Source organism: Hyphomicrobium sp. CS1BSMeth3, assembly GCF_900117415.1.
Lineage (GTDB): Bacteria > Pseudomonadota > Alphaproteobacteria > Rhizobiales > Hyphomicrobiaceae.
The window spans coordinates 329,763-343,163 of record NZ_FPEI01000002.1; the positions used below are offsets into that span (position 1 = coordinate 329,763).

A 13,401-nucleotide genomic window follows, 5' to 3' on the forward strand; every position below is an offset into this window, starting at 1 on the left:
CGCCGGCCGGCTCGCGGCGACAATCACTGGGTTTCGACCCGGATATGCGGCCACCTCGCTGCGAGCTTCCTGGCCCAGGCCTCGAAGGGTGAGGGTATGACCTCACCGTCGAAATAGGGCTGCCGCACACCATCGAGATCATACAGATGGACTTCGTCCATGTTGTCGCTTTGCGAGACGATGCGGATCGCACTTATGCGTGATGGGTGAATGCGCCCTTCCTTGCCCCCCTTCGCGCCGAACCGGTTCTGCCACCAGATCAGATCGCCGCTCACGAGATCGATCCGGCTTCCGCGCCTCGGATTCGCGACAAGGTGCGCGAGCCCTGCGAGCCCGAAGACGGCACCCATCCACCTTGCAATCGGCACCAGCCAGGGCGCACATTCGCGTCCCGAAGGATCGCAGTTCGTCGCCGGGTCGACCACCAAGCCGGCATAGAGAAACATGGCGCCCACGAGAAACAGTCCCCACCAGCGTAAGTCCTCGCGGGCGGTCCGTTCGTAGTGCATCGGGCAACACCGCTTGTCAGTGGATCGGAGATCAACCCCAGGCGATGGGCTTTCCTTCCATGTCGTCCGCAGGCAGGCCGAGGAACGTCAATATCGTTGGCGCGATGTCGATCAGCGACGTGCGCTCCGTGCGTCGCGCGGGCTTGCCGGCGGGATGATCGACAATCAGGAACGGCCGCGTCTCGTCCGGCCCCCAGCCACCATGCTGGCCGAAGCCGAGACCTTTGAACTCCGAGCCATTGAAAGCGGCCCACCGCTGCCCGGCGACGCCAAAGTCGTTGGGCTCGGGCTTGCGGGCTAGGCTGATGCCCGCGACGAGCCCGCCTTCTGGCGCAATGCCGAGCTGCTCCAGCTCCACGCCCGTCGCGATGCCGCCGACCCAGGGTTCGTCCTTAAGCTTCCCGAGCACACTCTGCACGACGCGCTCGGCCTCGCCGATGGCGTAGAGAAGCGTCGCGGTTCCTTGCGTCGCAAAGCCGAGCTGACCTGCTTCGCGCAGCGCGCTGTAGCCATTCTCGTCGAGCCACGCGGTAACATTGATGCCGTTGCCGACGGTCTCGTGCCCGTGATCGGAGCCGACGATGAGAAGAATGTCCTCGCCCTTGGCGCGCAGCGCATCGACCGTCGCCGCGACCTTCCCGACCAACTCGTCGATCTGCGCGAGCGCGGCCATGTGCGCGGGCGAGCCGATCGGCGCGTTGTGCATGGTGAGATCGGGATCGCCGAACCACATGACGGAGATCGCGCGCGGCCTTCCGCGCAGCACCTCGTCACAGAAGAGATCCGCCATGGCGATATCGCCTTGGAGACCTGCCTTGACCGGCAGCGGCGGCACCACCAATCCGCCGGGGCCGTAGGAGCCGGCACGATGGCGCACCTCGCCGTGCTCGTCGGGATCGAGGAAGTACGCCGCACCCGGCGACACATTCGAATAGGCGACGAAACCACCCTGCTTCGCCACGCGCTGCGACATGGTCGGCACGCGCAACGTGCGTCCGAGCGCCTTGCGCATGTGGCCGCGGAAGTCGGGCGGGCCGGCATCGCGCACGACAATGCGTCCGTCCTCCAGAAGCCCCATGCGGTTGCCATGCAGACCATGACGGATCGGCCGGCAACCCGTCGCGACCGCAGCGGCGGACGCTCGCGTCACCGAAGGGAAGATCGCGCGGTGCTCGGCGCAACGCAGGCCGCGCGCGGAAAGCGCTGCAAGCGCCGGCGTCCGCTCGGCACTGATCCAGTCGGTGCACAGGCCGTCGCAGTTGACATAGACCGCGCGCTTCATACGGGTTCCCCTCTCACTTCTTCTTGCTTGCGACACGCGCCTCGATCTGGCTGACGAGCTTGTCACCGATCGGCGGATCGTTCGGGATATCGAGCGTTTCCGTCAGCCGCGCGAGCATGATGTAGAAGCCGGCGACGAGGATCAGCTCGACGATCTCGCGCTCGGAGAGATGCTTGCGCGCTTCCGCGAGCGAAGCCTCCGACGCACCGACATCGACGACGACCTCGCGCGTGAAGCGGAGCGCCGCCTTCTCGGCCTCGCTGAAGCAGGCAGCCCGGTCATCACCCGCCTTGAGCGCATCGATCTGCGCCTGCGTGCCGCCGAGCGCCAGCACGATCGGCACGTGCTGCACCCACTCGTACTCGCCACCTTCGAGATTCACAGCGTGCAGGATGACCAGCTCGCGCAACAGCGGATCGAGCTTGAGCTTGCCGAGAAACGTGCCGCCGAGCTTCATGAGCGGCTTCAACGCGGTCTCGGCGTGCGCGATCATGTTGAAGATCCCGACCGGTGCCGGCAAGCGCGCGAGCATTTCGCGGACCTCGGCGGGCGCCTTGTCGAGGTCGGGATAGGGAATGCGGGTCATTGAGCTCCTCGGCTGTCTTCGATCCCGATCATACCGGGTCGAACTCCTGATCCTTCTTCGGGATGAGATCATAGGGGAGCGCGAAACCGGGCATGGCCTTCAGCCGCTCCGACCACGCGAGCAGGTTCGGCCAGCGGTTGATGTCGAGGCCGCCTTCGGCCATGAACACCATGCGCCCCCAGCAGGCGATATCCGCGATCGTGCACTGCTCGCCGACGAGCCATTGCCGGCCCTTGAGCCACTTGTCGATGAAGGTCAGTGCCGCCTCGGCCTCGGGCCGGAAGTAGGCCATGACCTCGGGGTGCACCTCGCGGAAGCGGCTGTAATGGCGCACCTTCGCGACATTGCTAATCGCATCAGCCTCCCAGGCGCACCACTCGCGCGCCGTCCAGCGCTCCTGCTCGTTCGCACCCTCGAAGTGGCCGGTCGTGCGCGCGAGGTAGTCGAGAATGATGTTCGAGTTGACGATCGTCAGGCCTTCGTGCTGCAGGACCGGCACCTTGCCATAGCGATTGCGCGCAATGTGCTCGGGCTCGTTCTGCACGCCCTTCTTGAGATTGACCGTGCGGAAGGAGAACGGCAGCCGCGAGAGCGAGAGATAGAGCATCGGCTTGTAGCTCGAGCTCGACGTGAAACTGCCGTAGATCGTGAGGCGTGACGACATTTGGGCGTATCCTTTGCTGGCTCGCCTCTGTTCGCCGAGACGTTGCCTGGTTTCTTGTGAGACCCTGCTACTTCATCACCGGGATCGAGAACTCCGCACCTTCCTTCACGCCAGACGGCCAACGCTGCGTGATGGTCTTCGTGCGCGTGTAGAAGCGGATCGAGTCCGGTCCGTGCTGATTGAGATCGCCGAACGCGCTCTTCTTCCAACCGCCGAAGGTGTAGTAGGCGAGCGGCACGGGGATCGGTACGTTGATGCCGACCATGCCGATATTGATCTTCGAAGCGAAGTCGCGCGCCGTGTCGCCATCGCGCGTGAAAATCGCGGCGCCATTGCCGTACTCATGATCCATCGCGAGACCGAGTGCCTCGCTGTAGTCCCGCGCACGCACGACCGACAGCACAGGCCCGAAGATCTCTTCATTATAGATGCGCATGTCGCGCGTCACTTCGTCAAAGAGGCAGCCACCCATGTAGAAGCCGCCCTCATAGCCCTGCAGCTTGAAGTTCCGGCCATCCACGCGGAGCTTGGCGCCTTCCTTGACGCCGAGGTCCACGTAGTCCTTGACCTTCTGCAGATGCGCGGCCGTGACGACAGGTCCGAAGTCCGCTTCCTGCGACATCGACGGTCCGATCTTCAGGTTCTCGACGCGCGGAATGAGCTTGTCCATGAGCGCATCGGCCGTCTTCTTGCCGACCGGCACCGCGACCGACACGGCCATGCAGCGCTCGCCCGCCGAGCCATAGCCCGCACCGATCAGCGCGTCGACGGCCTGATCGAGATCGGCATCCGGCATGATCAGCATGTGGTTCTTGGCGCCGCCGAAGCACTGCACGCGCTTTCCCGATGCCGTGCCGCGCGCATAGACGTACGCCGCAATCGGCGTCGAGCCGACGAAGCCCACGGCCTCGATCTGCGGATGGTCGAGGATGGCGTCGACGGCTTCCTTGTCACCATTCACGACATTGAGAATGCCGGCAGGCAGGCCCGCTTCCATCATCAGCTCGGCGAGCATGAGCGGCACGCTCGGATCGCGCTCCGAGGGCTTCAGGATGAAGGCATTGCCACACGCGATGGCGGGGGCGAACTTCCACATGGGGATCATGGCCGGGAAGTTGAACGGCGTGATGCCGGCAACGACGCCGAGCGGCTGGCGGATCGAGTAGATGTCGATGCCGGGGCCGGCGCCATCCGTGTACTCGCCCTTGATGAGATGCGGAATGCCGGTCGCGAACTCGCAGACCTCGAGGCCGCGCTGGATATCGCCCTTGGCATCGGGCACCGTCTTGCCGTGCTCGCGCGCCAGCACATCCGCGAGCTTGTCCATGTCGCGGTTCAGCAGCTCCACGAACTTCGCGAGCACGCGGGCGCGGCGCTGCGGATTGACGGCCGCCCAGGCCGGCTGCGCGGCGCGCGCGTTCTGCACAGCGGCATCGACATCGCTCGCGGACGCGAGGGGAACGCGGGCCGCGACCTCGCCCGTCATGGGCCAGAACACATTGCCGAAGCGACCGCTCGTGCCCTTGACCTTCTTGCCGCCGATGAAATGGGTGAGCTCTTGCGCCATGGGACTTGAGATCCTGTCGAGAGTTACTGTCGCCGCCGAATGCATGGTGAAGTGGCGGCCGCCAGACTAGGCCCCGAGGTAGGCCCCGGCAAGGCGGCCAAACTGCGGCTCAGATGCCCGGCCCGCGCCGGGCAAGGATGCTGCCGGCTACATCACGATCACGCCCTTGCCGGTGGTCTGCTTGTCGAAGAGTTTATAGGCCTCGTCGGCCTGCTCGAGCTTCCAGCGGTGCGTGAAGAGATCATCGACCTTGATCTTGCGGTCGGCGACGAATGTCGCGCATTCCGCCTGGCCAACCGTCGAGAACGTCCACGAGCCGATCAGCGTCACCTGCCGACGCAGCAGATCGGGGCTTACGTCGAGCGTCACCTGCCCGCCCTCGCCGACGAAGCAGGCCTTGCCCCACGTGCGCACGCTCTGCACAGCCTGTCGCCGCGCCTCCGGAGAGGACGAGGCATCGAGCGTCGCATGCGCGCCGAGCCCGTGCGTTGCCTGCTTGATGGCGCCGACGACATCGTTCGTGCTCGCGGGATTGATGGTGAGATCGGCGCCGAACTCCCTTGCGCGGGCAAGCCGCTCCTCACTCACATCCAGCGCGATCACGCGCGCACCCATGGCCGCGGCGAGCTGAGTTGCCGAAAGGCCGACCGGTCCCTGGCCGAACACCGCGATGGTCTGATCGCCCGAAAGCTCGAGCCGCTTGAGTGCACCCCAGGCCGTGCCCGTGCCGCAGGAAATGGCCGCACCTGTCTCGAAGGAAAGCTCGTCGGGAAGCGTCACGAGCGTGCGCGCCGGCACCTTCATGTAGGGCGCGTGAGCGCCGTGGCCGGTCGCGCCATAGATCTCGGCAACGCCCTCGTTGCAGAGCTGCATCCAGCCCGTCGCGCAGTGCGGACACACGCCACAGCCGCGATAATGATGCACCATCACGCGCTGGCCGACGCGCGCCTCCTTCTCGCTGACGCCCTTGCCGACCGCAGCAACGACACCGCACGGCTCATGACCGGCGATGACGGCCCCCGTATTGCCGAGCCCGAGCAGCTTGGCGGCCTCGCCCGGCGCGGCCCGGTAGAACTTGAGATCGCTGCCGCACATGCCCGAGGCTTTGATCTCCAGAACGACCTCGCCCGGTCCCGGCGTCGGATCCTCGAATTCGCGGAGCTCCACGCGCCTGTCACCGGCAAAGACCGCTGATTTCATGGCTTCCTCCTTTGGTGCTGCGCCTCGCTACAGGACCGGGCGCACGTTGTTGTGCCCACCACAGTACGGCATCGGCGGCGCTTGTCAGCAGGGGACCGTCCCGCGCCTCGCGAAACACAGGCGTGCATGGCGGCGCGCCCCGTTGCCTTGGGCATCCCAGGCGTGCCAGGGTCCGCCGTCAGAACAACGCTCGCTGCCGGTCACCGAGCAGCGCCATCCAGGGAGCACGACATGCCCAAGCTCAGGATCCTCACGCCTGCCGGCGCCTCGTTCACGGTCGCGGGCGGCGGCTATGGCTATGAGATGGAAGCCCTGGAAGGGCTCGACGCCGAGATCATCGAGTGCCCGGCGAGCGAAGAGGGTTTCATCGCCGCGGCCAAGGGCGTCGATGCGGTCTATGCCAAGGCCATGAAGTTCACGCGCCCGATGATCCAGGCGCTCGACAAGTGCAAGCTGATCGCACTCGGCACGGTCGGCGTCGATTATGTCGATGTCGCCACCGCCACCGAGAAGGGCATCCCCGTCACGAACTGCCCTGACACCTTCATCGAGGAGGTGGCCGACCACGCCATGATGCTGCTGCTCGCCGCCCATCGCCGCGCGCTCGAGCAGGACCGCATGGTGCGCGAGGGCCGCTGGTCGGAAGGTCGGCCGCAGGTGCTGCAGGTGCCGCGCCTCCAAGGGCAGACGCTCGGATTCATCGCCTTCGGCCGCGTTGCCCGCGCGACGGCTGCGCGCGCGAAAGCCTTCGGTCTTCACTTGATGGCCCACGACCCCTTCCTCGACGAGCTCTCGATCTCGGCGCATGGCGTCGAGCCTGCGAGCCTCTCCGAGCTGCTCGCCAAGTCGGATTTCGTCTCGATGCACTTGCCGGCGACGCCTGAGGCCGTGGGCTTCCTCAAGGAGCACCACTTCCGCCAGATGAAGAAGACCGCGCTCTTCATCAACACCGGGCGCGGGCCGACGGTCGTCGAGAGCGCGCTGATCAAGGCGCTGCAGGAAGGCTGGATCGCAGGCGCCGGCCTCGATGTGTTCGAGATCGAGCCGCCGAAGCCCGACAATCCGCTGCTGAAGATGAACAACGTCATTCTCTCGCCCCACAATGCTTCCGCCTCGGCGCGCTTCGATCCGGCGCGCAAGCGCCGCGTCGGCCAGGAGCTCGCGCTCGTGCTGACGGGCCGCTGGCCGATGTCGTGCGTGAACCCAACGGTGCTGCCGGCGAGCGGTCTCAGGCGCTGGCAGCCGGTCTCGATGGACCGCGGGCCGAATAGCTGAGTCTTTGTTTAGCGCCGCGGGCTGCTGGGAAGGGGTGCTTCGCAACCACTTCGTGATGCCATGCCCGCGGCGTCCACGACGCCAGCTTGGCGTATGACGCGACGAAGCGGCAGAGCCGGTCGCTACACGGCTCGACCACGTCGGTACCTACCGCGATTGAATTGCGCGGATCGCCACGATCGCGCATCCGTCACCGGCTGTCGGAAGCAGCAGATAGCTGAGATCCTCCGGCAGTTGGATGAGGGCGAGGCCGGCCAGATTGGCGACGGCCCGCCCATTTTTCATAAGATCGGCTTGTATGGCGTTGCATGGACGAAGCGTCGGCATGACTTGCAAGGTCGTCGCCTCGCAGGCGCCGCCGACCGGGCTGTTGATGATGATGGAAGCGCCGCGCGGCGCTGCGGCGTGCGGATAGCGGAGCGAGACGATCGAGCGGAAGGTCCCGTCATTCGGGCGCTTCTGATCCCAGAAGGAAAAGGCCTGATGCTCGCCATCCACGGCTTGGCTCGAGGCGCGGGCGAGCGTGTCGAAGCAGGCCGTGATGCCGCCGTTGTTCGCATGGACCTGAGGCTGCATCTGGCCTGCAGGCGTGCCGCGATCCTTGTCCGCATCCGGCTTCGGCGGATCGGCAGCCGCCTGCTTCTTCTTGGCTTCGGGCGCCTTGACGGACGATGACCAGGTATCGAGGCGCTGCTTGCCTTTGGCCTCCGTAGCCTGCGCCATTCGAACGAGCGCTTGTGGCTCCTTGCTGAGGTCGCTCGCACCGGCGGGCTCGAATGTGAGCGAGCCGCCAACGGCGACGAGCGCCACAACGCCGATGGAATAACCTTGAATATGCTGCGGACGCATTTGCACGACCAAGCTCCATACACATAGATCAAGGGAGCCAACGGGAGAGCGCGTCCGAGGACACGCCCTCCCTCACTTCCCCCCAGAAACGCCCGATCAGTTCAGCGTGAAGCTCACGCCGCCGCCGAATGCAGCTTCGCCGTCAGTGAAGCTCCCGGACACATTCGCGCGCCACAGGCGATCCGACGACGTGTAGCCGAGGCCGATCGCGCCGGCGCCTTTGCCATGGAAAGCGCCGCCCCCCATGGCGACCGACAGCTTGCCCGGCCGGTCATCGAAGCGGAGCTGGGCGGCTGCCATGGAGAGCGCGCCAGCCGCGATGGCGATGTCGCGCACGTTCTCTACTCGGGTCTCGAGCCTACCGACACGGCTCTCGAGTCCACTGACGCGGCCGGTGAGCGCGTTGAGGTCAGTCCTGAGCGGCTCGACGGCGCCCTGGAGCTGGGCAACGTTGACGGCGTCGGTTGCCTCGGAACCAGCCGCGACGCCCGTGATCTGGCGTGCGCCCGTCTCTGTCCCGAACGACACTTCTCCCACTGATGTCTGAGGCGCCGTCAGATAGGCTGCCGTGTAGTCGGTCTGCGCGCCGCGCGTCGTTACCGACATGCCGCCGATTGCAATGCTGCTCGCGTGCGTGCTCGAAGCGCCGCCACCGATCGCGATGCTGCCCTCTTGCGTCGCCGAGGATCCGATGCCGACCGCAATCGCGCTCGTGCCCGACGCCGTCGCGAACCAGCCGACCACCACGGAATTATCGCCCGAGGCTGTCGATCCATATCCAATGGCGGTGCTCCAGTTACCTGTCACGGTGTTGCCGCCGTAATCCACCTGCGCCTGCGCGCTGCCTGTGCCAGCAAAGAGCGCGCCCACGATCGCCAGTGCTCCAATCCACCGGCACCCCGAGTATCCCCGCATTCTACGTTCCTTCTCCAAAGTTCCTAAAAGCTGCACCTGACACGGCCAGGCAACTCACGCACCTCACTCTCCATGCTCGATACGCGGCCGCGTGCATGACTTTCGCTCCGGGAGAAGCCGACGCAGATTGCGCAATTTTTTGGGGTACCTGCGGGCATGTCGGCATCCATCAGAACGACTTGCGCAGGTACACGCCGACGTGCGGGAAGCCCGCGCTCGCCTTTTCCCCGCTCACGCCTACGTATCGGCCCTTGGCCTCGGTCGTCGTGTAGCCACCCTCGACGCCGAGCACCATGTTGGGCATCGGTATGAATTCGAGGCCGGCCTGCAGAACCGTACCGCGCACATCAACCTCGAATGCGAGATCCGGCGCGACCGGCATATCGATGGCCGGGATCACTGGCTCGCCTTTCGAGTGCATCGAGACATTGAAGAAGGACGCATTGAGGTTCAGCTTCACGCGCGGCGCGAGCATGTGCTCGTAGGAAACGAGCCCCGACCATCCCGTCGAATTGAAGATCCGCCCGTCGCCGGCGGCGATATAATCCGGTGCGAAGAAGGGAACACCGAGATAGCCGAGAGCGCCCGAAGCCTGGGCGAACGTGAGGCCGAAGCGCCCGTACACGCCTTGCGCCCCCTGGCCGATAAGGTCCTCCCACTTCACGCGGTGCTGCAAGCCTGCGGACCAGGCCCAGCCCCACACGCTCTTTTCATCACCGCCGATGAAGTCCTTCATCACGTGATCATCCGCATGACGGATGGCGCCCGAGATATGATACAGCGTCGACGGGGTGGCGATGCGCGCCATGGCGACGATGTCCGGGATGTCCCCTCGGCCAGGGCGCGCGAGAATGCCATCTCCCATGAGGCGCCGCGTAGGGTCTTCCATGGCAATGCTGATGGATGCATTGCGCGACAGACCGACCGTGTATGAGGCGGCGAGAGTCGTGACGATCGACGTGTAGCCGGGGGTCACGACGCTCGGCAGACGATTGAAGCCGAACATGGATGGCTGGATGCCGAGCTTGAAGCCGTTCCACTGGACCCAGGCCTCGTCGAGCGCGCCATAGTAGTAGGAGTTCTCGATCTTCCTGAGATCGAAGACCATGCCGCCGTCATGGGTGTAGTGCGTGCGGGCATCTGCTGCGATGCGGATGAAGCCGCGCAGAAGGCCCATATCCTCGTTCTGGGCCTGCAGCATCATCTGGGCGAAGGCGTACACGCCAGCCGAGGGATTCTTGGTCTGCTTGCTGACGTCGTCCTTGTGATAGTAGACGATCGGCGCCCCCGCGCCGGTGTTGAACAATGTCGGGATGCGCTGGCCGAGCATCACGACGTCGTGGTCCGTGAACTCCTTGCCCGAATAGACGAGGATGCCACCGCCCATTCTGGCGCAGAGCCCGCTGTCGCCGACGGCGGTGTAGTCGGGCCCGAAGGCCTTGCAGATGTTGTCGGCGCCGTCCTTCAGTGAGCTTGCTGCGGACGGCGGACCATCCTTCGCGCCCTCGGACAGCACTGCGACGCTCATGCTTGCGAGCGCCATGGCGCACCCGAGCAGTGCGGCGCAAATGCGGGTGGCACGAGGCCTTCTCGAAACCAGTCGTGTCATGGAGCGCAATCCCCCCGGCTTGGGTCGGACCGATCCCGGTCCGAAATGTCCCGGCACGCCGCCGCCGCGACGGAGCAGAAATCTGTGAGCGTCACGCTTCGCACGCGGCACCTCCCCTCAGCGCGCCCGCCCGAAGCGGCTGATCCAGGTGTGATTGCTGTCAGTGAGGGTGACCATGCTGAAGCCGCCGGTCATGAAATATGAGAGGTAGCCCTCGTCGGTGTTGCGGCCGCTGTATTGCGTCGGCAGATGCTTGTGGCCGGTGAAGCTGCCGGGACCTTCCTGCACGACGCGCGCCGCGGTGATCCATCCCGACTGATGGAGGCCTACTGCGTTCCGGCGCCCGCGCTGATGCGTCTGGATCTGGGCATTGTTCTCCCCGGACATCTGGACGGAGGAAATGCCGTTGATCGTGCCGTGCTGGTTGAGGCGCAGATCGGATTCTTTCTTCGTCGTATTCACCACGATCGCGTAGTTGAGCCAGGCACTTTGATCGATCGTGAGCGGCTCCGCGTGGGCACCAGCAGAAAGAAGCGCCAGAAGGACGGCGCCGGCTGCAGCATGTCGCATCGAAATCCTCTTGCGGTTACGTCACGCGTGATCTTCACGGGCAGCCGTAGCGATACAGTCGGTCGCAACGGACGACAGAGAGCGCACGCAGGCAGCGGCTACGAAAGCAATCGACTGAACAAATTTCGGTCTGGCGGCCGGACGTGCGACGGATTCACGGAAGCCCGTCGCACGCCTGGTTTGCGCTCAGGGCAAGTAGCCATTCACGTCGACGTTCACGCGGACGCGCGACTCGTCGATGTAGGAGCCGACCGGATCCGAGATACGGATGTCGCCGCCGCGCGATGCGTTGAAGGAGTCATTGAAGTACGGCATGATGAACGCGCCGCCATCGATCTTGATCAGCGGCTCGTTGCGCGGCGACTCGAGCGTCACGCGCTCGCCCTGGCCGATCTGGCTGAACGCCATCGCGCCGGCCATCTGCTCGACACGTGCGGAGTTCGCGATGCTGCCCCTCGATGCGCTCTGGGCGAGGGCGGGCGTAGCGATGGCGCAGGCTGCGACCACCAATAGCAACTTCTTCATGTGCTCTCTCATCTGATGGAGATTCGGGGCTGCTCCCGCCCCAGGGCACGCACGCGTACAAAGAGAGAAGCCGCAGCTCGCCGTTCGCGGATTGCATGCAATCCGCGCTCAACTGCAGAGGATCAGGCGATCAGCGGGAGTGTGCCGACAGAAGGTGCGCGGGTCGCGCCCTTGCCTACCGGCGCGCGTCGTCAGCCTGGATTGTTGTCCACGTCGATGGTTATCCGCCGACGGGATTCGTCGACGAACGAGCCGACCGGATCGGAGATGCGTATGTCGCCGCCCCGCGCGTTGAAGGACTCGTTGAAATACGGCATCACGAATGCGCCGCCATCGATCTTGATCAGCGGCTCACTGCGCGGCGACTCGAGCGTCACGCGCTCGCCCTGACCGATCTGGCTGAAGGCCAGCGCGCCGGCCATCTGCTCGACGCGTGCTGAGTTAGAGATGCTGTCCCTCGATGCGCTCTGATTGACCCGCTGGGCAAGGGCCGGCGTCGCGATGGCGCAGGCTGCAACCACCAATAGCAATTTCTTCATCTGCTCTCTCTGCTAATGAAGTAACGGGGCTTCGGCCTGCCCCCAGGAACGCAACTAGAGGTAGTAGTACCCGATTCGCCATTTCGCGGTCTACGTGCAGCCCAAGTGTGAGCACAATTGTGGAATTACGGCCACACATGGCACCATTTAAGAGGACAGAGAAGCCCGGGCCTGCGCCGTTATTTCGCGCACAGCGTGCAAATTCCGGCATCGCCATGGGGAGAGCCGAGCTTCGCGCAGAGGTTGTTCTCTTGCCCCGCCGCGGCTCAATCTAGGATTTATCTCAACGTCCTGTGGATCAATCTTAGGTTGAATATTGTCGCCATGCGTCGAATCTGGCGCCGTGATCGGTGGTTGCCCTGCGTCCCGTCGTGGACGCCCTGGAGGATCGACGAATGTCCCGGATCACGAACTTGGCGCCAAATATTCAGCCGGCGCCGCCATCGCCCTTCGCCGGCCTGATCCGGATGCCTGGGCAGCTCCTCTGCCCGGACGGCATCGTGTTCGACGAGCTCGAGCGGGCGATCCGCCGGCATCTCTTCAAGCAAGTGCTGCCCTCGCTCAAAGGACGTGCCGAGCGATACCTGATCATTCAGGGCGCGCGCGGCACGGGCAAGACGGTGTCCGCAACCGATGCTTCGCTCCGCTATGGCTTCGCGGTGGCGCTGCTGCCGGCCTCCATGCTGGCAAGCGAGCACGAAGGCGGCGCCAGCGCCGTCCTCAACGACTTCATGACTTTCGCAGCCGAGACGTCTCGCGCGCGCAAAGCACGTATCGCGATCGTGGCCGATGACTTCGATCTCTCGATCTCCGCCGCCGATAGCCAGACCGGCAAGACGATCAACAGCCTCCTCGTGACCCATCAGCTCCAGCAGCTCGCCGATACACAGGAGCCGCGCAACTTCGACGACAGCGGCATGCCGGTGATCTTCACCGGCAACAATTTCACGACCATGCGCACCTCGCTCTTCCGCGACGGCCGCGCGACATGGCACACGCATCGTCCGACGCTCGACGACAAGCTCGTAATCGCCTTCCAGCTCTTCAATCCACGCTCATTCGAAGACCGCCGCGTGATCGAGCGGCTGGTGCGCGCCTATCGCGATGAAAGCGTCGCCTTCTGGCGCGCGCTCCACAACGACCTGATGACCGACCGGCTCGACGACATCATCGCGCGCAGCCTCCCGGATGTGGCAACCGCCGAAGCCGAGTTCCGCCGGCCCGTGCCGCTCGACGGGGACAAGCTCTGGGCACTCGCGCGCGCCCGCGCCAAAACGAAGCCCGCTTCGTTCCTTTGAACGTGAAAGCGCC

The 13,401-nt window shown here is 64.9% G+C and carries 14 protein-coding genes; 2 read left to right on the forward strand and 12 right to left on the reverse strand.

What is annotated here, in order from left to right:
- Positions 1–23: 23 nt before the first annotated feature.
- From CS1BSM3_RS01555 to CS1BSM3_RS01580, 6 genes are all read right to left on the reverse strand, one after another.
- On the reverse strand, positions 24–509 hold the full coding sequence (locus tag CS1BSM3_RS01555; RefSeq protein WP_072385193.1) for a hypothetical protein: 486 nt from the start codon (positions 507–509) through the stop codon (positions 24–26).
- Positions 510–540: 31 nt separating this feature from the next.
- On the reverse strand, positions 541–1,791 hold the full coding sequence (locus CS1BSM3_RS01560) for an alkaline phosphatase family protein (RefSeq protein WP_072385194.1): 1,251 nt from the start codon (positions 1,789–1,791) through the stop codon (positions 541–543).
- Positions 1,792–1,804: 13 nt separating this feature from the next.
- Positions 1,805–2,377 carry a carboxymuconolactone decarboxylase family protein gene (locus CS1BSM3_RS01565; RefSeq protein ID WP_072385195.1) on the reverse strand — a complete coding sequence of 191 codons (573 nt, stop codon included), beginning with the start codon at positions 2,375–2,377 and terminating at the stop codon, positions 1,805–1,807.
- A 28-nt stretch (positions 2,378–2,405) separates the two neighbouring features.
- Entirely contained in the window at positions 2,406–3,041 is a 636-nt protein-coding gene (locus tag CS1BSM3_RS01570; protein ID WP_072385196.1) for a glutathione S-transferase family protein, read from the reverse strand.
- Between the two features lie 67 nt (positions 3,042–3,108).
- Positions 3,109–4,608: a CoA-acylating methylmalonate-semialdehyde dehydrogenase gene (locus CS1BSM3_RS01575; RefSeq protein ID WP_072385197.1), complete on the reverse strand. Its 1,500-nt coding sequence runs from the start codon at positions 4,606–4,608 to the stop codon at positions 3,109–3,111.
- Positions 4,609–4,755: 147 nt separating this feature from the next.
- Complete coding sequence (locus CS1BSM3_RS01580) at positions 4,756–5,808, reverse strand: zinc-dependent alcohol dehydrogenase family protein (protein WP_072385198.1); 1,053 nt, start codon at positions 5,806–5,808, stop codon at positions 4,756–4,758.
- Positions 5,809–6,039: 231 nt separating this feature from the next.
- On the opposite strand from CS1BSM3_RS01580, the gene CS1BSM3_RS01585 reads away from it, so the two are divergent.
- Complete coding sequence (locus tag CS1BSM3_RS01585; RefSeq protein WP_072385199.1) at positions 6,040–7,083, forward strand: C-terminal binding protein; 1,044 nt, start codon at positions 6,040–6,042, stop codon at positions 7,081–7,083.
- Positions 7,084–7,230: 147 nt separating this feature from the next.
- Here CS1BSM3_RS01585 and CS1BSM3_RS01590 read toward each other — a convergent pair whose 3' ends face one another.
- From CS1BSM3_RS01590 to CS1BSM3_RS01615, 6 genes are all read right to left on the reverse strand, one after another.
- Complete coding sequence (locus CS1BSM3_RS01590) at positions 7,231–7,938, reverse strand: hypothetical protein (protein ID WP_143149035.1); 708 nt, start codon at positions 7,936–7,938, stop codon at positions 7,231–7,233.
- Between the two features lie 90 nt (positions 7,939–8,028).
- A complete protein-coding gene (locus tag CS1BSM3_RS01595) occupies positions 8,029–8,802 on the reverse strand; it encodes a YadA-like family protein (RefSeq protein WP_072385201.1) in 774 nt (257 codons plus the stop codon).
- Positions 8,803–9,016: 214 nt separating this feature from the next.
- Complete coding sequence (locus CS1BSM3_RS01600; RefSeq protein WP_174263598.1) at positions 9,017–10,375, reverse strand: porin; 1,359 nt, start codon at positions 10,373–10,375, stop codon at positions 9,017–9,019.
- A 198-nt stretch (positions 10,376–10,573) separates the two neighbouring features.
- Entirely contained in the window at positions 10,574–11,026 is a 453-nt protein-coding gene (locus CS1BSM3_RS01605; protein WP_072385203.1) for a hypothetical protein, read from the reverse strand.
- Positions 11,027–11,212: 186 nt separating this feature from the next.
- Positions 11,213–11,551 carry a hypothetical protein gene (locus tag CS1BSM3_RS01610; RefSeq protein ID WP_072385204.1) on the reverse strand — a complete coding sequence of 113 codons (339 nt, stop codon included), beginning with the start codon at positions 11,549–11,551 and terminating at the stop codon, positions 11,213–11,215.
- 191 nt (positions 11,552–11,742) lie between these two features.
- Positions 11,743–12,075, reverse strand: a complete 333-nt coding sequence (locus CS1BSM3_RS01615; protein WP_143149037.1) for a hypothetical protein — start codon at positions 12,073–12,075, stop codon at positions 11,743–11,745.
- Between the two features lie 410 nt (positions 12,076–12,485).
- Here CS1BSM3_RS01615 and CS1BSM3_RS01620 point away from each other — a divergent pair, with 410 nt between their 5' ends.
- Positions 12,486–13,388 (forward strand): AAA family ATPase, encoded by a 903-nt coding sequence (locus CS1BSM3_RS01620; RefSeq protein ID WP_072385206.1) that lies wholly within the window; start codon positions 12,486–12,488, stop codon positions 13,386–13,388.
- Positions 13,389–13,401: the final 13 nt, after the last annotated feature.